Here is a 21,598-nt window from a genome sequence, read left to right as displayed (position 1 = left end):
TCCCCACGGCATGACCCCGCCGCAAGCGCAGTGGGAACTGCCCTTCTTCAACCAGCACCACCACACGCTCGCACTCGGTCTGGCCGACTGGGCTGGCGCGCAACGGGTCGATGAGTCCGACGACCGCCGCGCCTGCCGCGAGTGGGTTCACAAGCTCGGTGAGGCCGGCTGGTTGCGCTACTGCGTGCCCGCCGCGCACGGTGGCGCGCTCGACAAGCTCGACTCGCGCGCGCTCGTCATCCTGCGCGAGACGCTCGCTTTCCACTCGCCGCTTGCCGACTTCGCCTTCGCCATGCAGGGCCTGGGCAGCGGCAGCATCACGCTCGGCGGCAGCGACGCGCAACGCGAACAGCGCCTGCGCGCGGTGGCCAACGGCGCGCAGATCGCCGCCTTCGCGCTCAGCGAGCCCGAGGCCGGCTCCGACGTCGCGGGCATGAAGACCAGCGCGCGCCAGGCCGACGGCGGCTGGGTACTCGACGGCAGCAAGACCTGGATCAGCAACGGCGGCCTGGCGGATTTCTACGTGGTATTCGCCAAGACCACGCCCGACGCGGGCGCGCGCGGCATCAGCGCCTTCGTGGTGCCGGCCGACGCACCGGGCCTGGACACCTCCGAGCACATCGACGTGATGGCCCCGCACCCACTGGCCACGCTGAAGTTCACGAACTGCCGCGTCGGTGCCGACGCGCTGGTGGGCACGGTGGATGGCGGCTTCAAGCTGGCCATGCAGACGCTGGACATCTTCCGCGCCTCGGTGGCCGCCGCCGCGCTGGGCATGGCGCGCCGCGCCTTCGCCGAGGCGGTGGCCCATGCGAGGCAACGCAAGATGTTCGGCCAGCACCTGGCCGACTTTCAACTCACCCAGGCCCGACTGGGCGAGATGAGTGCGCTCATCGACGCCGCCGCGATGCTCACCTACCGCGCCGCGTGGATGCGCGACGAAAGCCCCACGCAGGGCGCCGGCACGCCCGCCTATACGGCGGCAGCCGCCGCCGCCAAGCTCACGGCCACGGAGAACGCGCAGCGCGTGATCGACATGGCCGTGCAGATGTTCGGCGGACGCGGCGTGCGCGTGGGCGAGGTGGTGGAACACCTCTACCGCGACATCCGCTCGCTGCGCATCTACGAAGGCGCAAGCGAAGTGCAGCTCCTCATCCTTGGCAAAGCCGCGCTGAAAACATGACCTCTGCCCAGACCGACCGCTTCGTGCACGACCGCCTGCCGCCCCACGAACAGTGGCCCGAGCTGCGCTTCGACACGCCCGAACTCAAGGCCATTCCCGCGCAGGTGAACCTGGTGCAGGCCCTGTTCGATCGCGCCTCGTCCAACGGCCACGCCGATCGCCCCTTCCTGCGCAGCGACGCGCGCACGCTGAGCTACGCGCAAGCACGCGAGCAGGTCAACCGCATCACCAACCTGCTGGTGCGCGAGCATGGCTTGGTGCCCGGCAACCGCGTGCTGCTGCGCGGCGGCAACTCGGTGGCGATGGCCCTGGCCTGGCTGGCCGTGGTGCAGGCGGGGCTGGTGGTGGTGGCGACCATGCCGCTGCTGCGCGCCAAGGAACTCAAGGGCATCATCGACAAGTCGCAGCCGGCGCTGCTGCTGTGCGACGCCAAGCTCACCGCCGAGCTGGAGGCCTGCGGCAGCGCCCTGCCGATGTTGCGCTTCAACACCGACGGCGCCGACAGCCTGGAGGCGCTGGCCGCCAAGCAGCCCGAGCAGGCCACGCCCTGCCCCACCGCGGGCGACGACATCGCGCTGCTGGCCTTCACCTCCGGCACCACGGGTGTGCCCAAGGCCGCTGTGCACACGCACCGCGACGTGCTGGCCGCCTGTGAGTGCTGGCCGCGCCACGTGCTGCGCGCCACGCCCGACGACATCGTGGTCGGATCGCCGCCGCTGGCCTTCACCTTCGGCCTGGGCGGGCTGCTCATCTTCCCGATGTGGGCCGGCTCATCGATCTACTTCCCCTCGATCGCCTACACGCCCGAGGCCATGGTCAAGCTCATCGCCGAGAAGGGCGCGACCATCTGCTACACCGCGCCAACGTTCTATCGGCAGATGGCCCCCTTCGCGCAGCAGCACGGCATCGGTCAACTGCGCATCTGCGTGAGCGCGGGCGAGGGTCTGCCCGACGCCACGCGCCAATTGTGGAAGCAGGCCAGCGGCATCGAGATGCTCGACGGCATCGGCGCCACGGAGATGTTCCACATCTTCGTCTCGGCCGCGCCCGAGGCCGTGCGGCGCGGCGCCATCGGCACCGTGGTGCCGGGCTACACCGCGCGCATCGTGAACGACGAAGGCCAGCCCGTGCCCGACGGCGAGATCGGCCGCCTCGCGGTGATCGGCCCCACGGGCTGCCGCTACCTCGATGAACCGCGCCAGGCGCAGTACGTGCAGGGCGGCTGGAACTTCCCCGGCGACGCCTTCCGGCGCGACGCGGACGGCTACTACTTCTACCAGGCGCGCACCGACGACATGATCATCACCGCCGGCTACAACGTGGCGGGGCCGGAGGGCGAATCCTCCCTGCTGGCCCACCCCGCCGTGGCCGAGTGCGGCGTGGTCGGCCGCCACGACGACGAGCGCGGCCAGGTGATCGTGGCCTACGTGGTGCTCAAGCCCGGCCACACCGGCGACGCGGCCCTGGTCAAGGCGCTGCAGGACCACGCCAAGGCCAGCATGGCGCCCTACAAGTACCCGCGCGAGGTGCTGTTCGTGGAGCGCCTGCCGCGCACCGAAACCGGCAAGCTGCAACGCTTCGCCCTTCGACAACAAGTTTCCCGAGACAAGGCCTGACACCATGCTGCAACACCTCCACCCCGACGGCTGGATACCTGCCAAGGGCTACGCCAACGGCATCGCCGCGCGCGGCACGCAGGTCTTCGTCGGCGGCCAGATCGGCTGGAACGGCCAGCAGCAGTTCGAGAGCGACGACTTCATCGCGCAGACGCGCCAGGCCCTGCAGAACGTGCACGACGTGCTGCGCTGCGCGGGCGCCGGCCCCGAGCACATGGTGCGCATGACCTGGTACATCCTCGACCGAGACGAGTACAACGCGCGCCTGCGCGAGCTCGGCGAGGCCTACCGCGCGGTGATGGGCAAGCACTTCCCCGCCATGACCTGCGTGGAGGTTCGCCGGCTGGTGGAAGCGCGCGCGAAGGTGGAGATCGAGGTGACAGCGGTGCTGCCGGACGCACCGTCCCCGCTCGGCTGAGCGGCGCGGACACCCTCAGGCGGCGCCGCTCGCCAGGTCGCCCGGCAGCGTGAAGTTCATGCGGCAGCCCTGGCCGGGCGAGGACTCGCAGCGTATGGCGCCGCCGTGGCGCTCGATGATGCGGCGCGTGAGTGCCAGGCCCGTGCCCAGTCCCTCGAACTCCAGAGGGTGATGCTGTCGGTGGAACAGCATGAAGAGCTTGTCCGAAGCGCGCCGGTCGAACCCCACACCGTTGTCGTGGACGTGGATCACGCGCACGCCGTCGGCGCCGTCGCGCCAGCCCACTTCGATCACCGGGCGCTCAAGGCCGCGCGTGAACTTCAAGGCGTTGTCCAGCAAGTGGGAGAAGGCCTGGGCGAGCAGCCTGGGGTCGCCGCGCACGCCGGGCCATCGGCCGTCGATGCGCCAGTCGACCGTGGGCGCGTGCGCGTGGTGGCCCAGGTGGCCGAGCACGCCACGCACCAGAGGACCCAGGGGCACGAACTGCACGTCCAGCGGCATGCGCGACAGCCGAGCGAAGTCGAGCACCGCGTCGATCACTCCCTTCATGCTGTCGACGGCGCCCTGGGCCGACTGCGTGTACTCGGCCTGCAAGGGGTCGTTCGCCGTCGCGACGTGCTCGCGCATCAGGCGCAGGTAGCCCCTGGCGTGGCGCAGCGGCACGCGCAGGTCGTGCGACAGGATCTGTGTGAAGGCGTCGATGTCGCGCATGGCCATGGCGTTCGATCGGGTGCGCGTCTCCAGTTGCGCCTGCAGGCCTTCGCCGTGGGTGTACGGCACCAGTGCCTCCCGGTCCTGCCAGCGCGACAGATCGAGCACCATGGTGTCGAAGCCGAGGTACAGGCCACTCGGGTCGATCAGGGGCATGCCCATGAGCAGCGCCGAGAAGCGCTCGCCGGTGTGGCGGCACAGCGCCAGCCTCAGCTCGCGCATCTCGCCGGTCCGGCGCATGCCTTCCATGAACGCATCGATTTCGCCCGCGCGTGTGTCGTGTCCGCAGAGGCGCAGAAAACGCACCAGCGGCGTCATGGCGTGGGTGCGGCCGTCGAACCAGGCGCATGCCGTGGCGTTGGCACTGTGCACCAGCCCATCCGCGGTGACCAGCAGCAGCGCGCAGGGGAGACGATCACCGGGGGGCAATGGCCACTCGGCCACCGGCAGCGCGGAGAGCAGGGATCGGTTCGACACGGCAGGCAATCATTGAGCGAAACGCGCCCTTGCGCGTGTTCATTGCATGATGCATGCGTTCACCCGCACGGTGCCAGCCCTGGCACCGTACCCCCCTGTCAGGTTTGTCAGGTCGGACCGCTCAGGTGCGCACGCGACCGTCGCCCGTGAGCATCGACAGCTCAGAGAAACGTGAGGCCACGTGGTTGTCGGCACCGAGCGAGATGCTGAAGCCACCGAAGCTGGTGTCGCCGATGGCCTCGAGACCGTTCACCAGCGAGTCCGTGTTGAGGCGCCCGGGCGTGCGGCGCGCGCCCTCGGCGAACAGCCGCGCGGCGAGGAATCCTTCGAGGCTGGAGTAGTTGGGCTGCACCTTGTTGCCGCCTCGCGCGATCGCGTCGAGGAACTCGCGCGTGACGGGTCGCGTGGTGGAGAACGGGTTGGGCACCACCTGCGAGATGGCCACGCCCGCGCCGTCCTTGCCGAGCGCGTCGGCCAGCGCCTGCGTGCCGACGAAGGACACATTGAAGAAGGTGCCACCGAAGCCGGCCTTGCGCGCCTCGCGGACGAAGGCCGCGCAAGAGGCGTAGGCGCTGATCTGCACCACGGCCTGCGGCTTGGCCGCGACGATGGTGGACACGGCCTTGGCGACGTCCACCGAGTTGCGCTCCACCGTGGCGGTGGCCTTGGGCTTGAGCTTGCGCTGCTCCAGTGCGAGCGTCACGCCGTCCAGGCCGGCCTTGCCGTACGAGTCGTTCTGGTGGAACACGGCGATGTCGTTGAGCCCCAGGCTGGTGAGCTGGCGCACGATCAGCGCGGTCTCGTCGTTGTACGAGGCGCGCAGATGAAAGACCAGGCGATTGAACGGCTGGCGCAAGCCCATGGCGCCGGTGAAGGGTGCGATGAAAGGGGTACCGTCCTTGATGGCCAGCGGCAGCGCCGCCAGGCTGGTGGGTGTGCCGATGTAGCCGAACAGCGCGGTGCAGCCGCGCGAGAGCAACTGGCGCGTGTTCTCGGCGCAGCGGTCGGGCTCGTAGCCGTCGTCGAGCTTGACGATCTCGATGCGCTGGCCACCCACGCCGCCCTGCTGGTTGAGCTGATCGAAATAGAGCTGTGCGCCCGCGTTGAACTGGATGCCCAGTTGCGCGGCCGGCCCGCTGAACGCGGCCGACTGGCCGAGCACGATGCGGTTGCTCTGCGCCAGCAGGGCCGGCGCGGCCAGGCTGGCGGCACCACCGATGGCGCTGGCGGCGAAGGCGCGGCGGGTCAGGCCCGTCGCGAGGGTGTGGCGGGGCGTGGGGCGCATCGGGCTGGACCTCCTGGGATCGGGCTGCAAGCAGGACAAGCGGATACCCCATGACGGTATCCAGACGTTGCGCATGCTACCGATCGTTCGGGTCAACGCCGCTACGCTTGCCTGCCCAGGACCACCGTTGATCGCGAGGGCGCGGATACCGGTCCCTGGTTGGCGCGTCAGGGGCGGGCACAGGGCCGTGGCGGCTTCACTGCGGTGGTCCTCGCTTCGCGAGGACTGCCCTGCGATGCTCGCGCGGGCGGCCAGGCGGCATAACTCACTGCGCGCGCTGGCCGCCCGCACTGCGCTTCTCGGCACCGCACAGGCGCCGCCACGGCCCTGTGCCCGCCTCTGACGAGTGACACCACGGAGGGCCAGACAAACAATCGGACTTCCCTTCTCGCGTGCTAACCAGCTCCGCTGGCCGAGGGCCCGGGGTACGGTGCGGCGGGCGCCTGTGCGCTGGCGAGGAGCGCAGGGTGAGTGGCCCGCGCGCGCAGCGCGCCTCGTGAACTGATTGGCGGCATCTGTCTGAACGGAGCGCGCGAAGCGCGCGCAGTGAGTTATGCCGCCGGGGCCGCTCACCCGAGCACCGCAGCGAACCCCTCGCGCAGCGAGGGGCAGCGCAGTGAAGCCCGCCGCACCGTACCCCGGGCCCTCGGCCCGCCCACCCGCTGCACCTGAAGCTGACGAAGCACCTGCACCACCCGAAGCGCCCCCCTAGAACCGCCGCGTCAGCTCGATCCCCGCCGACAGCGAACGCCCCGCGCCCGGCTCGAAGAAGCGGCCATTGCCCTCGTTGACGATGACCGAGCCCGCGTGGCGGCGGTCCGTCAGGTTGTCCAGGCGCACGAACTGCCGCCAGGTCCAGGGGCCCGTGCTTTGCTCGAAGCGCGCGCCCAGCGCGAACAGCGTGTACGCCTCGGCCGCGTCGGTGTTCAAGTCGTTCACCTGAACGCGCCCGCTGCGCCGCGCCTCCAGCGTGAACACGCCGCCCACGGTGGCGGCCCAGCGCGGTGTCCAGGCCAACTGCGCGAAGAACTGCTGCGCGGGCAGGCCGGGCATGCGCTGGCCGGCGGGAATGGGCGTGGGCGCGTTCACGTTGGGGCACAGCGTCGCGGTGCAGGTGAGGAAGCCGTCGCGGTAGCGCGCGCTCATGGCGGTGTAGGCGCTGGTCAAGGCGAACTCGCCGAAGGCCCACTCGCCCGCGAGTTCCAGGCCCTGGCGTTCGGTGCGGCCCGCGTTCTGGAAGGTGGAGCGCCCGCCGGTGTTGTTCTGCACCACGATCTCATCTCGCGTGCGGATGTCGAACAGCGTGGCGTTCCACAGGCCCGCGCCGTGGCGCCCGCGCAGGCCGATCTCGGCGCTGGTGCTGCGCGCGGCGTTGAGCTCGGTGTTGAGCCCCGCGCCACCACCACTGCGGTAAGCGGCCTCATTGAGCGTGGGTGTTTCCAGCCCGCGCCCCACGCTGCCGAAGGCCTGCAGGTTCGGCGCGATGCGCCAGCGCGCGCCCACCACCGGCAGCGTGCCGCTGTAGCGCGCGCTGCCGCTGTCGTCGCCGTTGGCCAGAAAGCGGTCGCTCGATTCGAAGCGTGTGCGTACGCGGCGCACACCGCCTTCCAGCGTCCAGTCCTCGCGCGTCCAGGCGGCGCGCAGGTACGGGTCCAGCGTGTCGGCGCGGTTGGTCTCGTCGCGCCGCAACGGCCCTTGCACACCCAGCGCGGTGCCCACGAAGTTGTTGTAGCCGCGGCGGGCGTCGTTCTGGCGGTCCATCGCCAGGCCCGCGCTCAGGTCAAGCTCGCCGCCCTGCCATTCGCGCTGCAGGCGCCAGCGCGCGTTGAAGCCCCAGTAGTCGCGGTCCAGGTCGATCACGCCGCCCGAGCTGCCCGGCGCGGCCTGCGCACCGGTGGGGATGGACTGGAACTGCACCACGCGCCGTTGTCCCGCGTAGCCCATCAGCTCCACGTTGTGGCCGCCACCGATCGCCTGCTCCCACGCGATCCCGGCCTGCGTCTGCGACACCGACTTGCGCGTATTGAAGTTGATCGCCGCCGCGTCGGTCTGTGTGGGGTCGGCGTCGAACTGCGCGCGCGTCAACCCCAGCGGGTCGAGCGAGAAGGCGCTCTGGCGGTTGAACACGAGCGTGGTGCGCCCACCGTCGTGCGCGCGCGAAAGTCTGGCGTTGGCCGTGCTGCGGTGCGCGGCCGACTGCGGGCGCTGGCCATCGGTCTCGAAGCGGCCGACGTCCAGCGCGTACGACCAGCCCGGTGCCTCGGCCGTGCCGGTCTGCCCGAGCACTTGCGTGGACAGGCGCCACAGGCCGTCGGGCCCGACGGCCAGGCCGGTGCGCCATTCGCCGGGGCGCGCACCGTCTTCGGTGTAGAGCAGGATCGCGCCGCCGCTGGAGGCGCCATAGAGCGCGGCGAACGGCCCACGCACCACCTCGATGCGGTCGGCGCTGCCGAGGGGGAAGTTGGCCGCCTGGCCCGAGCCGTCGGGCGCACTGGCGGGGATGCCGTCCACGAACAGGCGCACACCGCGCACGCCAAATGTGGCGCGCGAGCCGTAGCCGCGAATGGACACCTGCAGGTCCTGCGCGTAGTTCTCGCGTTGGCGGATCACCAGGCCCGGCACGCGGCCCAGGCCCTCGGACAGGTTGATCTGCAACTGCCCCTCGCGCAGCTCGCTGCCGTCGACCACGTCCACGCTGGCGCTGCCCAGCCAGCGCTGGGCCGCATCGGCGCTGCCGCGGATGACCACGGGCGCGAGCGCACCGCCCTCGGGGGGCCGGTTCTGGGCATGGACAGCGGTGGCGGCGAGCGCGCCGATGAGGGGCAGGTGGGCGGCAAATCTCATGGGTCTCCTCGGGTTCTGTGGGCTGGCAGCGTGCGCGCGCTGGCCGGGCCATTGTGGGAGGGATATTTCCCACGCCGGACGGATCCATGCAATAACCAACCCCGGTGCACGCCATGCGTACTGAAATGGAACAACCGAACCGCCTCCCCTCAGGCCTGCGGCGGCGCACCATGCTCGGCCTGGGCCTGGCGCCATTCGCCGTGCCGCCGGCAGGGGCGCAAGCGGCGCCCGAACCGCCGCAGCGCCGCATCGCCAGCACGGGCGAGACCATCCCCGCCATCGGCCTGGGCAGCTGGATCACCTTCAACGTCGGCAACGACCCGCGCGCCCGCGCGCAGTGCGCCGAGGTGGTGCGCGCCTTCTTCGCCGACGGCGGTCGCCTGATCGACAGCTCGCCCATGTACGGCTCCTCGCAACCCGTGATCGGGCAGGCGCTGGCCTCGCTGGGCACGCCGGCGGCACTGTTCTCGGCCGAGAAGGTCTGGACCGGCAGCGCCGCGCGCGGCCCGGCGCAGATCGAACAATCACGCGCGCACTGGGGCGTGCCGCGCTTCGACCTGCTGCAGGTGCACAACCTGCTGGCCTGGGAGGAGCACCTGCCGATGCTGCAGCGCATGAAGGCCGAGGGCCGCTTGCGATACGTCGGCATCACCACGTCCGAGGGCCGGCACCACGACGAGCTGGAGCGCCTCCTGCGCACGCAGACGCTCGACTTCGTGCAGCTCACTTACAACCCGCTGGACCGCGAGGCCGAGCAGCGCCTGCTGCCGCTGGCGCGGGAGCGCGGCGTGGCCGTGATCGTGAACCGCACCTTCCGCGAAGGCCAGCTCACGCGCGCGCTGGCGCGCCACCCCGTGCCCGGCTGGGCCGCGGAGGTGGGCGCCACGAGCTGGGCCCAGCTCATCCTGAAGTTCGTGCTGGCCCACCCGGCCGTGACCTGCGCCATTCCCGCCACGCGGCAGGTGGCGCACGTGCGCGAAAACCTGGCCGCCGCGCGCGGGCCGCTGCCCGACGCGGCGCAGCGCGAGCGCATCGCGCGCGCGATCGGCGCACTGTGAGGACCGGCCGATGAGCACCGCAGTGCGCCGCACGGAGGTGTCCCCGTGACCGAGTGGTTGAGCTACCGCCCTTCCGATTTCCTGATGTTCGCGCCCGACACCTACTGGCGCCTGTTCGAGCTGCACAACGCCGCCTGGTGGCCGCTGGGGCTGCTGGCCAACGTGCTGGTGCTGGCCCTGGCGCTCGCGTTGTGGCAGGGACACGAACACGCCGCGCGGCCGGGCATGGCGCTGATGGCCGCACTGAGCGCGCTGGTGGCCTGGGGCTTCGTGTGGCGGCTGTACGTGCCCATCAACTGGGGCGCGCAGGCGCTGGCGGGGCTGTACGTACTGGCGGCGCTGGGCTGGCTGATGCTGAACGGAACGGCCGGCCGGGGACGGCGCTCGCGCGCGGGCACCTTGTTGCTGCTCATGGCGTCCCTGTCGTGGCCGTTGCTGGCACCGGCGGACGCCCGGCCCATCGTGCAGGCCGAGTTCATCGGCCTGGCGCCCGACCCCACGGCGGTGGCGGGCCTGGGCCTGCTGCTGCACGTGCGGCCGGGCTCACGCACCGGCCGCGGGCTGTGGTGGGCGCTGCTGGTGCTGGGCGTGCTGGTCTGCCTGATCAGCGCCGCCACACTGGGCACGATGGACCAGGCCCAGGCCTTCGCGCCGCTCGCGGCGGCGGCGATCGCGCTGGGCGCGGCGATCAGGCGGCGGTCGTAGCGGCCAGCCCGGCCTTGCGGCGTCGGCGCACCAGGCCGGCCACAGCGCCCAGGCCGGCCAGCAGCATGGCGTAGCTCTCCGGCTCGGGCACGGGGCTCGCGAACGAGGTGCGGCCGGGGCTGCCGATGTCGCCCAGGCTGCTGGCCCAGGAGCCTTCGATGTCGCCCACCGACGAGAACACCCACTGCGACACGTCGTTCGCGCCCAGCGCGTCGGCGCTGGTGGCGCGGCCACTGATGCCGCGCGTGCGCGGGTTCTCGCCATAGGTGAGGCGGTCCACCAGGTTGCCGGCGCCGTCGAAGAGGTTGATCTCGTCGCCATTGCCCAGGTTGTTGGTGTACGGGCCCCACACCTTGACGCTGGCGTCCAGGCCCCAGGCGTCGCGGAAGGCGGTGGCGTTCATCTCGGTGATGATCACCGACTCGCCCGGTGCCACGATGCCGAAGGCCGACAACGGGAAGGTGCCCGAGAGGCGCGAGTCGTCGTCGAAGCTCCAGCCGCTGAAGTCCACGTCGGTGGGGCCCAGGTTGGTGAACTCGATGAATTCCCGGTTGGTGCTGCCAGCGCCCTGGTACATCCATTCGGTGATGACGACACCGCTGGTGGCGGCGAACGAGCTGCAGGCGGCGAAGGCGGCCACGGCGAAGGCGGCGAGTTGCTTTTTCATGTTCAGGCTCCGGTGGGTAGAAGTGACGAAGAACGGGGGTCAGGCGTTGCGGCGGCGACGGCGCGCGACGCCGGCGACGGCGGCCAGGCCGGCCAGCAACATCGCGTAGGTCTCGGGCTCGGGCACCGGGGCGGTGAGGATGTAGACGAAGGGCGATTCGTCGGTGATGAAGATCGTGCCGTCGGCGGCGATGGTCACGCCCTCGGCGATGCCGCTGATGGTGGTGAAGGCGAATGAGCTGAGCACCTGGCCGGTGCGCGTCACCTCCAGCAGCCGCTGCGACTCCTGGCTGTAGATCAGCAGGTTGTCGGCGAAGCTGGCGCCGGTGAAGCCGCTGAGCACCTGCACGTCCGACAGGTCGGCCACGCCGAGGTTGGGCGTGAACAGGTTGCTCATGGTGTGGGTGCCGTTGGCGAAGTTGATGCCGCCGACCTGCACGCCTTGCGGATTCTTCTCTTTCACCGTCACGAACTGGCCGCTGGCACGATCGAACGAAATGCCTTCGATGCCTTCATTGCCCACGGTGCCGCCCAGCGACACGCTCTGCAGCGAGCCGCGCGAGGCGTTGCCACCCGACTGGTAGCTCAGCTTGTAGACGTCCTGGATGCGCTCTTCGGCGATGACGAATTCGCCATTGCCGATGTAGGTGAGGCCCTCGGTGTCGTCGAAGCCGCTGAGGCTCATGCTGCCGATCACCGTGCCGTCGCGCGCGACTTCGGTGATGGTGTCGCCTTCGTCGCCCACCACGAACAGGGTGTTGGTGTCCCAGTTCCAGGTGATGGCCGAGGACTCGGAGGCCGTGCCGGGCAGCGCGAAGCTGGAGGTCAGCGTGTAGCGCGACAAGTCCAGGGCCTGGGCTTGCGCGGCCACGGGGGCAAGGGAGGCACTCAGGAGCGCGATGGCCGCCGCCACACGCTGGAACGAAAAGGAGGGCATGGTCTGGGTCTCTCTGTTGTGTCCGGGAAAGTTCCCCGGTCGATTCTGGAAACCGAACATGAACAGATGAAACAATCGAGGCCTTCACGAATGGTCCCATCGGACCATGGGCCGGAACTCCCGACATGACCCTGCATCCCCCCCGCGTCCTCAGCATCGCAGGCAGCGACTCCGGCGGCGGCGCCGGCATCCAGGCCGACCTCAAGACCATGGCCGCGCTGGGCTGCTACGGCATGACCGCCATCACCGCCATCACGGCGCAGAACACGCAAGGCGTGCGCGCCATCCAGGGCCTGCCCGCGGCCCTGCTGGAACAGCAGATCGACGCCGTGGTCGAGGACATCGGCGTGGACGCGGTGAAGATCGGCATGCTGCACGACCCCGACGTGGTGCGCACCGTGGCCCGCGCCATCGACCGCCACCGCTTGCAGCGCGTGGTGCTCGACCCGGTGATGGTGGCCACCAGTGGCGACCGCCTGATCGCCCAGGAGACCGTGGCCGTGCTGGTGGCCGAGCTGTTTCCGCGCGTCACGGTGATCACGCCCAATCTCGACGAGGCCGGCTGGTTCGTGGGCCATGCCATCACCACGGCCGACGCGCTGGAGGGCGCCGCGCGTGCGCTGCGCACCCTGGGCGCGCGCGGCGTGCTGCTCAAGGGCGGCCACCTCAGTGGTCCGGTGCTCACCGACCTGCTGCTCGACGACGCGGGCGTGGCGCGCTGGGACGGCGACCGCATCGACACCCCCAACACCCACGGCACGGGCTGCACCCTGTCCAGCGCCATCGCCTGCGGCCTGGCGCGCGGCCTGGCCCTGGTCGATGCCGTGGCGCAGGCGCGCGACTACGTGCGCGCCGCGCTGCAGGCCTCGGCGCAGTGGCGCCTGGGCCGCGGCCATGGCCCGCTTGACCATGGCTGGGCGCAGCGGGGCTGAGCCGCGCTTGACCCCCGTCAAGCCTGCGGCATGCGGGCGGCGATAAGCTATGGCGGTCGTTCACCCCTTCAGGAGCCCGCATCCATGAGCAAGAAGACCACCAAACCCGTCATGGCCGTGAACATCGGCATCAGCGAAAAAGACCGCGCCGCCATCGCCAAGGGCCTGAGCCACCTGCTGGCCGACACCTACACCCTCTACCTCACCACGCACAACTTCCACTGGAACGTGACGGGCCCCATGTTCAACAGCCTGCACGCCATGTTCATGCAGCAGTACACCGAGCTGTGGAACGCGGTCGACCCGATCGCCGAGCGCATCCGCTCGCTCGGCCACGTGGCGCCCGGCAGCTACGCCGAGTTCGCCAAGCTCAGCTCCCTGCCCGACGCGCCGGCCACGCCGCCCAAGGCGCTGGAGATGGTGGCCATCCTGGCCAAGGGCCACGAGGGCGCGGCCCGCACCGCGCGCGCCATGTTCGACCTGGTCGACAAGGCCAGCGACGAACCCACCGCCGACGTGCTGGTGCAGCGCCTCACGGTGCACGAGCAGACGGCGTGGATGCTGCGCTCGCTGCTGGAGGAGTGAAGCAAACGATCCGCCGCCGGGCCGCTCCGAGGCGGATCAGCCCACTCGGGGGGCAGCGACCCGTGCAACGGCGGAGCGTGGGGGCCTGGCTCCCCACCACAGCGCCAGGCCCATGAGGCCGACGCCCAGCCATTGCCCCGGCGCGAGCCAGCGCCCGTAGACCAGCGCGTCACACACCAGCGTGGCGCCGGGGTAGACGAATTGCAGCAGCGCCGTTCGCGACGTGCTCAACCGCGCCATGCCGCCGTAGATGAGCACATAGGCCAGCCCCGTGTGCACCACGCCCAGCGCGGCCAGCCAACCCCAGGCCGGCCCCCACGCGGGCCAGCCCGCCACCAGCACCCAGGGCCACAGAGCCAGCGCGCCCACCGCGCATTGCCACCAGGCCAGGGCCAGCGGCGGCACCGGCGTTCGCGCGCGCAGCAGCACGCCCACCACCGTCTGCCCCACCACGGCCACCAGGCACAGGCCCACGCCCAGCATCGACACCACCGCGCCGGCTCCGCCCACCAGGCCCGTGGCCAATGAGAGGCCCAGCAAGGCCAGCAGCGCGGCGGCGATGCGCGCGCGCGGCAGCGGCTCGCCGAGCCACCAGGCGCCAGCCAGCATCAGGCACAGCGGTTGCACGTGAAAGACCACGGTGGCCAGCCCCACCGACAAGCGCTGGATGGCCGCGAAGAAGACGACCCAGCTCAGCACCACCAGCGCGGCCGCCACCACCACGCGCACCGCCGTGCCGGCCGGCAGGCGTCACAGCGGCGCGCGACGCGCCGCCCAGGCCCACAACGTGAGCGCCAGCAGCCCGAAGGCGCAGCGGAACCACGCGGCCGAGGCGGGGTCACTGCCCGATTCCAGCAGGAACACGCCCAAGGTGCCCAGGATCAGGCCGCCCAGGGCCATGCGCCAGGCGGCCAGGCGTTCGTTGCGAGCGTCTTGGTCCATGCCCGCACTGTCAGCGCCGCCGATGGTTTCGAGAAGCGGATAATTCGCATGCCTCTCATTCGATAATCGGATTCATTGATGCGCGCCGACGACCTGCAGATCGACTGGCTCAAATGTTTCGTCGCCGTGGTCGACGCGGGCTCGCTGTCGGCCGCCGCGCCCGAGGTGAGCCGCTCGCAGTCGGCGGTGAGCATGCAGTTGCAGAAGCTGGAGCGCGCGGTGGGCACACCGCTGCTGCTGCGCGGGCCGCGCCGGCTGGAACTCACGCCCGACGGCCAGGCCCTGCTGGGCTACGCGCGCCGCCTGCTCGACCTGCACGCCGAAGCGCAAGCGGCCATGAAGCCGGACACCCTGCTCGGCCGGGTGCACCTGGGCGTGCCCGACGACTACGCCGCGCGCTACCTCACGCCCGTGCTCAAGCGCTTCGCCGCGCGCCACGCGTCGGTGGAGATCGAACTCGATTGCGAGCAATCGACGCGGCTGATCCCGCGCGTGGCGCGCGGCGAGCTCGACCTGGCCCTGGTCTCGCGCGACCACGCGCAGCGCGGCACGCTGTTGTTCCACGAGCCGCTGGTGTGGGTGGGCTCGCCGCAGTTCGACGTCTGGCGCCGCGACCCGCTGCCCATCGCCGTGTACGAAGACGCCAGCCTCGCGCGCAAGCACGCTCTGACCACGCTGTCGTTGCAGGGCCGCCGACACCGGGTCGTCTATCACAGCTCAAGCCTGGCGGGGCAGCTCGCGGCGGTGGAAAGCGGCCTGGCGGTGGCCGTGCTCACGCAATGCAGCGCGCCGGCGCACCTGCAGGTGCTGGGGGCCGAGCACGGCCTGGGGCCACTGGCGCCCATGGCCGTGGCGGCCTACCGCAGCCGCGCGTCGCGCGGATCGCCGGCGGTGGACGAGTTGCACCGCGTGCTGGTGCAGACCTTGAGGCAAGCCGCCTGACCGCCATTCGCTTCACATAAGCCCGCCACAATGCCAAGGAATGACCGAAGCTTCGCCTGACCATCTGCCTCCCGTGCTCGCGGGCCCCGTTCTTCGCCGTGTGCAGGCCCGCCGCATCGCCTGGTGGCTGGCCTGCAGCCACACCCTCACGCAACTGCGCGTGACCTTGCTGCCCGATGGCGGCGAGCCCACCACCCACACCCCCACCGTGCACACGCTGCGCGCGGGCGATCACCTCGCCATCCTGCTGGTCGAGCTCGAACTCGACAGGGATCTCGACCCCGGCCACTGGATCGGCTACCGCTTCGACCTCGCCCAAGCCGACGGCACCTGGACCCCGCTCGACGACCCCGCGCTCTGCTACCCCGGCCGGGACACGCCCGGCCTACGCTTCGCACCCACGGTGCGCGCGCTGCTGCACGGCTCCTGCCGCAAGCCGCACCATGCCGATGGCGGAGATGGCCTGGCGCGCGCCGATGCACACATCGAGCAACTGCTCGGCGACGCCACCAGCCATGACCTCCCATGGCCTTCCGCCCTCGTGCTCAGCGGCGACCAGGTCTATTGCGACGACGTCGCCGGCCCCATGCTGCGTGCCATCCACGGCCTCATGCAGCGCCTGGGCCTGCGCGAGGAAGTCATCGCCGGGGCCGACGGCAGCGAGGTGCGCTGCACCAGTGACTTGCTCGCCCACCCCGACACGTACTACCGGCGCGAGCAGTTGCTGCCGCGCACGCCCAAAAGCGAGCGCCTCATCGACCTCGTGTTCGAAGGCGTGAAGAAGCCCATCTTCACCACCGACAACGCGCACAACCACCTCATCACCCTGGGCGAGGTGCTGGCCATGTACCTGCTGGTCTGGTCGCCCCTGCCCTGGCAGGGCCTGGACCTGTCGCCCCCGCCCGGCCTGAGCGAGGAGAACGCCCGGCGCTACGCGCGCGAGGCCCGCGCCATCGACAACTTCCGCCAGGGCCTGGGCGCCGTGCGGCGCGTGCTCGCGCACCTGCCCGCGGCCATGGTCTTCGACGACCACGACGTCACCGACGACTGGAACCTCAGCCGCGAATGGGAAGACGTGGCCTATGGCCATCCCTTCTCGCGCCGCGTCATCGGCAACGCACTGGTCGCCTACCTGCTCAACCAGGGCTGGGGCAACCGGCCCGAGGCCTTTGGTGGCGGCGCCCTGCTCGATGCCGTGCAGGCCGCGCTCGACGAGCCCGGCGGCGAGGCGCACGACGCCCTCATCGAACGCCTGCTGCACTGGCGCGACTGGCATTACGTGTGGCCCACCACGCCGCCGCTGATGGTGCTGGACAGCCGCACCCACCGCTGGCGCTCCGACCGCTCGCCGCGCCGCCCCTCCGGCCTGATGGACTGGGAAGCGCTGACCGACCTGCAGCAGGCCCTGCGCGGCCACCCCGCCGTGCTGCTGGTGGCCTCCGCGCCCATCTTCGGCGTCAAGCTCATCGAAACCGTGCAGCGGGTCTTCAGCTTCTTCGGTCACCCACTGCTGGTGGACGCCGAGAACTGGATGTCGCACCCCGGCGCCGCCAGCGCCATGCTCAACATCTTCCGCCACCCGAAAACGCCACAGACCTTCGTGGTGCTCTCGGGCGACGTGCACTACTCCTTCGTCTACGACGTGGAGCTTCGCCCACGCGGTCGACGCCAGTCGCCCCTGGCGGATCCCGCGCCGAGCCCGCACATCTGGCAGATCTGCAGCAGCGGCCTGCGCAACAGCTTCCCCGACGGCCTGCTCGATAAGCTCGACCACCTCAACCGCTGGCTGTTCTCGCCGCGCTCGCCGCTCAACCGCTTCACGCGTCGCCGCCACATGAAAGTCACGCCGCGCAAACCCGAGGGCACACCACACGGCCGGCGCCTGCTCAATGGCGCCGGCATCGGCCTGGTGCACTTCGACGAACGCGGCGCACCGGTGCGCATCCGGCAACTGCTGTGCGACGGCCGCGATGTCGACTTCGTGCCACGCGAGTCGGAAGCGCGCGAGGATTGATCCTCCGTGGCGCCGCTCCGCCGATCCGCCGAACACGCCCCGTGATCCCCTTCACGGGACACCTTGCGCCCACTGCGCTAAGGTCGGTGGCTCCATGGAAAACGCCTTCGACAAGCTCGTCGCCGTCTGCGAGCGCATGCGCCACCTCACCGGCACACTGGAGACCATCCGCAACCTGCTGATGGCCGACGTGATGACGAGCAGCGACGACACCCGCGCCGCCATGGGCGACACCCAGGAAACCGCGCGCGGCCTGTTCATCCACGCCATGGGCCTGCGCCAGCGCGCCGGCACCGACCTCGAATCCACCGTGCAGCTCATCGCCGCCGACACCGCTCCCGAGCACTCGGCCCAGCGCCAGGAATGGCTGCTGCTGTGCCGCGACCTCGCCGGCACCCTGCAGGGCATCGACGGCGTGCTCACCGAGCTCGAACAACACTTCCGCCGCTGAACACGTGCACGATTCGCCGTTTTGGTGAATAATGGTTCGCATGTGTGCATATTCGCGAATTGCAAAACTGAGCGAGCGACCCGCCTTTGCCGGTCATCGCCCGGGGAGGCGGCCGTGCACGACGGACTGAACGACCCCGCCCGCGCGCTGGCCTGGGCCGCCGAGGTGCTGCGCCCGCCGCGCGTGGCGCCCGAGCGCATCGCGCTGCACCTGAGCACCCGCCCGCACGACGCCAGCGGCGAGGTGGTGGAGGGCCGCGGGCTGCCCGATGCCGACGCGCCGCGCGAGGCGCGCCAAACGGTGCTGCGCCTGTACGCGGACGCCGTGCTCTTCTTGGTGGTGGAACTGCGCGCAGAACCCTCGCGGCGCCTGCCGGGCCGGGTGCAGCTGTCGCTGCCCGACCTCGACGCGCACGGCGCGGCCACGCTCAGCAACGCCGCCTGGGTGGTGGCGCGCCGCGCCATCGCCCACCACGGCCAGCTCTGCGGCACGGTGGTGCCCGCAGCCGGTGAGGCCGGCGGCGAGGCCCGACCGCTGGAGCCCGGTGGCCCCACCATCCAGCTCGACCTGCAGCGCCTGCTGGCCTTCGAGGAACTGGGCGCGCGCATCGAGCAGGCCGCCGCCACGGGCGACCCGCAGGAACTGCACTGGCGCTACGAACGCAGCCGCCTGCAGGACGTGTTCCGCCGCTACCCCTGCCCACCCGACCTGTTCGAGCAACTCTGGACCGCGTACCGATCCTTCGTCGACGGGCTCGGCCCGGTGGCCAGCTTCGAGCAGTTCTACACCGCGCGCATGTGCGCCGGCGGCTTCCTCGAAATGCGCGCCAACAGCGCCTTCGGCCTGCTCGAGCCCCTGCGCGCCTGAGCGGCGCACCGCCCGTCCGACAGCGGCGGCCAACGAGGGTCGGCGCTCACTAACTCACTTTGTTGAAGCTAAACTCCGCAAAGTGTGAAATACCAACGACACCCCCGGCGGCATCCCTTGCCCCGGCCACAAGAGACATGAACGCCAGCACCCTCAAACGACCAATGGTCGATCTGTCCAAGCCGCGCTCGCAGCGGCCCATGATGGGGCTGGACATCGAGGAATGGCGCGGCGAGCACAACCTCTCCAAGTACGACGCGCAGTACGCGCTGGGGTTTCGCAACTCCAACCACTACAACAAGATGTGCGCCCTGCCCCTGCTGCCCGAGGCGCTGGAGCTGCTCATCCGCCTGTACGAGGAGGTGCCGCGCGAGCGCGGCTGGGCGCGCTACTCCATCAAGGAGCTGTTCCACCTGATGTACGACCCGGCGCTGGAGCCCTTCGTCGGCACCGAGCTGGAAACCTGGGCGCGGGTGGACCTGGGCACGCGCTTCGCCAAGATCTTCGGCCGCTCCTCGGCGCGGCAATACCAGTGGCTGTCCGACGACCGCCGGCGCAACGACACCGACCTGCCCGCCTACGCGGTGATCGAGTGCATCCTGAGCAAGCTCAAGCAGGTGGACGACCCGCGAGAGGTGCTCGAGCGCGTGGCGAAGAAGGTGTGGGCCATGCGCGGCGTGGACCTCGACGTGGAGTTCCGCGTGCCCACGCCCGACTTCCCGCCCACGCGTGAGAAGACCGGGCGCAAGCCCGGCGTGAAATCGAAGAAGCCCGCCGCCGCGCCCGCGCGCAAGGCCACGGACCGCAAGGCCTGAGCGCAGCGCAGGAACAGGAGCACGCCATGGTGGCCAAGCAACGCGACATGATCCAGCTGTCCTTCCTGGCGCACACGCGCGACGTGCCGGAGCGCATCCGCCTGCGCGACTGCAGCCTGGGTTTCGCGGGCCACAACGCGGAGCTGTCCACCGGGCTCATCACCGGTGTGTATGGCGGCAGCGCCAAGCAGGCGGCGCTGGTGGCCGCGTCGCGGTGGACGCAGGAGCACCAGCGTGCGGCGGGGCTCAACCGCGTGCTGATGGTCGACCTGAACTACCGGGTGGACAACTTTCACCTGACGCGCGAGCAGGCGCGCCGGGACACGGTGGCGGAAACCGGCTGGATCCACTTCGACCGCATCGGCGCCGCGCTGCGAGACGAGCTGCGCGACCAGTGGGTGGAGTGGATCGTGCGCGACACGGGCACGCGGCGGGCCTCGGTGGCCGACGAGTCGCTGGTGAACCTGGCGCTGAAGTACCCCGACTGCGTGGCCAAGACCTTCCAGCACGAGAAGGCGGTGCGCTGCATCGTGCACCCGGTGAACCCGGCCATCGACCCCTCCATCGTGCTGTGGGCAGCCACTCTGCGGTACGACAAGACGCGGTTCGAGGACGCCAGCGTGCGCTTTCTGCCGCACATCCAGATCCAGCTCTGAGGGGCGCCTTGCTGGTTTCTCGTTGAGACCTCGCGCTAACGGCTGGCGTGGGCCGGAGAACGGGCACACATACCAGCGGCCCGCGCGAAGCAGAGGCCAGAAAGGCGGCGCATCCAGAACCGTCCACCCCAAGCCGCACCCCCGACACCGTCAGGCCCTCCCGCCCCACCGCTCATCCCGCCAACGCCGATCGCGTCCGGCGAGTCACTTGACGCGTCACCCATCCATATTACGATTCGCGACAGTACCTTTCCACAAATCACAAAACAACCCACCCGGGAGCACCCTTGAACCCGTCGATGCTTTCCTCCATCCACGCCAGCCTGCAGCAGATGCAGACGGCGCAGGCCCAGCTCGCCGACGTGCTGCCCTCGGGCGCGGCGCAGGGCCCGTCCTTCACACAACACGTGGGCGGCCTGCTGCGCGCCGCCGACGACAAGGGCCACGCCGCGCAGGCCGCCGTCAGCGCCGTGGAGAGCGGCCGCAGCGACGACCTGGTCGGCGCCATGCTCAAGAGCCAGGAAGCCAGCCTGAACTTCAACATGATGATGCAGGTGCGCAACAAGGTCGTGGGCGCCTTCGACGAGCTCATGAAGCTGCCGATCTGAGGCACCGATGGCCCACACGCCGCACATCCTTCCGCCCGCCGCGGGCGCGCGCCTCACCGCGCTCGACCCCTGCGAACTCGGCCGGCCCATCCACGCACTGGACTCGCTGTTCCAGCTCACGCAACAGGACCTGGACCACGCCCTGGCCGCCGCCTTCCCTGGCCGCGTCGGCGCGCCGGTGCGCCTGGGCGGCGTGTCGCACGGCCGCACCAACCCCATCGAGACCACGCTGCGCTGGGCCACGCACCGCAGCGGCGGCGGCCGCAGTGCCTTCGCCATCGAGCGCTCGGCGCTCACCGCGCTGCTGGCGCGCCGCTACGGCTCCACCGACTGGGAACTGGGCGCGCGATGCGTGCCGCCGCTGGAAACCGCCACCGAGCAGCGCCTGGCCGCGCAGCTCGGCCAGTTGCTGAGCCAGGCGCTGATGCGCCGCATCGGCGGCCCTATCGACGGCGGTGCCGACGGCGAGGCACCCACACTCGCGTTTGAGCAAAGCCTCCCGCTCACACGCTGCCCCATCAGCGGTCCCACGATGTTCCTGTGGGCGCAGGTGCTCGCGGGCTCGGCGCCGCTGGGCCTGCTGGTGTTCGCGCTCGACAGCGACACCCTGGCCACCGCGCTGCGCCAGCTGGCGCCCGCGCGCCGCCAGTCCGCCGTGCGTGCCAGCGACAGCGCCAGCCTGCGCCGCGCGCTGCCGCTGCGCCTGGACGTGCGCCTGGCCCAGAAAACCTTGCCCCTGGGCGAGCTGCTCGGCCTCAAGCCGGGCGACGTTCTCCCCATCTCGCTCGACACCGCCACCGTGCGCGTGCAGGACAACCCCGTGCTCAAGGCCCTGGTGGTCGAGAACAAGGGCCGCCTGTGCCTGACCAACCTGCAGGAAGTCTGA

The 21,598-nt window shown here is 70.6% G+C and carries 22 protein-coding genes; 15 read left to right on the top strand and 7 right to left on the bottom strand.

Features of this window, described 5'->3' with window-relative positions:
• Positions 1 to 10 precede the first annotated feature (10 nt).
• Genes BN948_RS08140 through BN948_RS08130 form a run of 3 tightly spaced genes read left to right on the top strand, consistent with a single transcriptional unit; the run spans position 11 to position 3,217 of the window.
• On the top strand, positions 11 to 1,183 hold the full coding sequence (locus BN948_RS08140) for an acyl-CoA dehydrogenase family protein (protein WP_035621141.1): 1,173 nt from the start codon (positions 11 to 13) through the stop codon (positions 1,181 to 1,183).
• The gene (locus tag BN948_RS08135) at positions 1,180 to 2,799 is read left to right on the top strand and encodes an AMP-binding protein (RefSeq protein WP_035621096.1); all 1,620 of its coding nucleotides are present in this window, start codon (positions 1,180 to 1,182) and stop codon (positions 2,797 to 2,799) included. The genes BN948_RS08140 and BN948_RS08135 overlap by 4 nt, the downstream gene beginning before the upstream one ends.
• Positions 2,800 to 2,803: 4 nt before the next feature.
• On the top strand, positions 2,804 to 3,217 hold the full coding sequence (locus tag BN948_RS08130) for a RidA family protein (protein WP_009516980.1): 414 nt from the start codon (positions 2,804 to 2,806) through the stop codon (positions 3,215 to 3,217).
• 15 nt (positions 3,218 to 3,232) lie between these two features.
• Here the strand turns inward: BN948_RS08130 and BN948_RS25560 are convergent, their stop codons facing one another.
• The 3 genes from BN948_RS25560 to BN948_RS08115 form a co-directional block, all read right to left on the bottom strand.
• Positions 3,233 to 4,405 (bottom strand): sensor histidine kinase, encoded by a 1,173-nt coding sequence (locus BN948_RS25560; protein ID WP_009516979.1) that lies wholly within the window; start codon positions 4,403 to 4,405, stop codon positions 3,233 to 3,235.
• 121 nt (positions 4,406 to 4,526) lie between these two features.
• Complete coding sequence (locus BN948_RS08120) at positions 4,527 to 5,690, bottom strand: ABC transporter substrate-binding protein (protein WP_009516978.1); 1,164 nt, start codon at positions 5,688 to 5,690, stop codon at positions 4,527 to 4,529.
• Between the two features lie 708 nt (positions 5,691 to 6,398).
• A complete protein-coding gene (locus tag BN948_RS08115) occupies positions 6,399 to 8,534 on the bottom strand; it encodes a TonB-dependent receptor family protein (RefSeq protein WP_009518062.1) in 2,136 nt (711 codons plus the stop codon).
• A gap of 125 nt (positions 8,535 to 8,659) precedes the next feature.
• Between BN948_RS08115 and BN948_RS08110 the strand changes: the two genes are divergently transcribed.
• Together BN948_RS08110 and BN948_RS08105 are read left to right on the top strand one after the other, a co-directional pair.
• On the top strand, positions 8,660 to 9,592 hold the full coding sequence (locus BN948_RS08110; RefSeq protein ID WP_236953873.1) for an aldo/keto reductase: 933 nt from the start codon (positions 8,660 to 8,662) through the stop codon (positions 9,590 to 9,592).
• Between the two features lie 45 nt (positions 9,593 to 9,637).
• The gene (locus tag BN948_RS08105; RefSeq protein ID WP_009518064.1) at positions 9,638 to 10,297 is read left to right on the top strand and encodes a hypothetical protein; all 660 of its coding nucleotides are present in this window, start codon (positions 9,638 to 9,640) and stop codon (positions 10,295 to 10,297) included.
• Here the strand turns inward: BN948_RS08105 and BN948_RS27240 are convergent.
• A complete protein-coding gene (locus tag BN948_RS27240) occupies positions 10,281 to 10,964 on the bottom strand; it encodes a lamin tail domain-containing protein (protein WP_009518065.1) in 684 nt (227 codons plus the stop codon). The two genes, BN948_RS08105 and BN948_RS27240, sit on opposite strands and share 17 nt — an antisense overlap.
• A gap of 39 nt (positions 10,965 to 11,003) precedes the next feature.
• Positions 11,004 to 11,900: an SdiA-regulated domain-containing protein gene (locus BN948_RS27235; protein WP_035621093.1), complete on the bottom strand. Its 897-nt coding sequence runs from the start codon at positions 11,898 to 11,900 to the stop codon at positions 11,004 to 11,006.
• A 125-nt stretch (positions 11,901 to 12,025) separates the two neighbouring features.
• On the opposite strand from BN948_RS27235, the gene thiD reads away from it, so the two are divergent.
• A complete protein-coding gene (thiD, locus tag BN948_RS08090; protein WP_009518067.1) occupies positions 12,026 to 12,832 on the top strand; it encodes a bifunctional hydroxymethylpyrimidine kinase/phosphomethylpyrimidine kinase in 807 nt (268 codons plus the stop codon).
• 84 nt (positions 12,833 to 12,916) lie between these two features.
• A complete protein-coding gene (locus BN948_RS08085) occupies positions 12,917 to 13,417 on the top strand; it encodes a Dps family protein (protein WP_009518069.1) in 501 nt (166 codons plus the stop codon).
• Positions 13,418 to 13,453: 36 nt separating this feature from the next.
• On the opposite strand, the gene BN948_RS08080 is transcribed toward BN948_RS08085, so the two are convergent.
• Positions 13,454 to 14,146 (bottom strand): DMT family transporter, encoded by a 693-nt coding sequence (locus BN948_RS08080; RefSeq protein ID WP_009518070.1) that lies wholly within the window; start codon positions 14,144 to 14,146, stop codon positions 13,454 to 13,456.
• 21 nt (positions 14,147 to 14,167) lie between these two features.
• A complete protein-coding gene (locus BN948_RS26095) occupies positions 14,168 to 14,359 on the bottom strand; it encodes a hypothetical protein (protein WP_009518071.1) in 192 nt (63 codons plus the stop codon).
• A 78-nt stretch (positions 14,360 to 14,437) separates the two neighbouring features.
• On the opposite strand from BN948_RS26095, the gene BN948_RS08075 reads away from it, so the two are divergent.
• From BN948_RS08075 to BN948_RS08040, 8 genes are all read left to right on the top strand, one after another.
• Positions 14,438 to 15,301: a LysR family transcriptional regulator gene (locus BN948_RS08075; RefSeq protein WP_009518072.1), complete on the top strand. Its 864-nt coding sequence runs from the start codon at positions 14,438 to 14,440 to the stop codon at positions 15,299 to 15,301.
• 40 nt (positions 15,302 to 15,341) lie between these two features.
• A complete protein-coding gene (locus BN948_RS08070) occupies positions 15,342 to 17,315 on the top strand; it encodes a metallophosphoesterase family protein (protein ID WP_009518073.1) in 1,974 nt (657 codons plus the stop codon).
• Positions 17,316 to 17,409: 94 nt separating this feature from the next.
• A complete protein-coding gene (locus tag BN948_RS08065) occupies positions 17,410 to 17,766 on the top strand; it encodes a hypothetical protein (RefSeq protein ID WP_009518074.1) in 357 nt (118 codons plus the stop codon).
• A gap of 114 nt (positions 17,767 to 17,880) precedes the next feature.
• Positions 17,881 to 18,633, top strand: coding sequence for a hypothetical protein (locus tag BN948_RS08060; RefSeq protein ID WP_009518075.1), 753 nt, complete (start codon positions 17,881 to 17,883; stop codon positions 18,631 to 18,633).
• 137 nt (positions 18,634 to 18,770) lie between these two features.
• Positions 18,771 to 19,448 (top strand): hypothetical protein, encoded by a 678-nt coding sequence (locus tag BN948_RS08055; protein WP_009518076.1) that lies wholly within the window; start codon positions 18,771 to 18,773, stop codon positions 19,446 to 19,448.
• Between the two features lie 26 nt (positions 19,449 to 19,474).
• Positions 19,475 to 20,104, top strand: coding sequence for a hypothetical protein (locus tag BN948_RS08050; RefSeq protein WP_009518077.1), 630 nt, complete (start codon positions 19,475 to 19,477; stop codon positions 20,102 to 20,104).
• Positions 20,105 to 20,403: 299 nt separating this feature from the next.
• On the top strand, positions 20,404 to 20,712 hold the full coding sequence (gene fliE, locus BN948_RS08045; RefSeq protein ID WP_009518078.1) for a flagellar hook-basal body complex protein FliE: 309 nt from the start codon (positions 20,404 to 20,406) through the stop codon (positions 20,710 to 20,712).
• A 7-nt stretch (positions 20,713 to 20,719) separates the two neighbouring features.
• Entirely contained in the window at positions 20,720 to 21,598 is an 879-nt protein-coding gene (locus tag BN948_RS08040) for a FliM/FliN family flagellar motor switch protein (protein ID WP_009518079.1), read from the top strand.

Origin of the sequence: Hydrogenophaga intermedia (assembly GCF_000723405.1) — a bacterium.
GTDB lineage: Bacteria > Pseudomonadota > Gammaproteobacteria > Burkholderiales > Burkholderiaceae_C > Hydrogenophaga > Hydrogenophaga intermedia.
The sequence above is the reverse complement of the archived record's forward strand: the minus strand, read 5'-3'. Positions and strand labels throughout refer to the sequence as shown.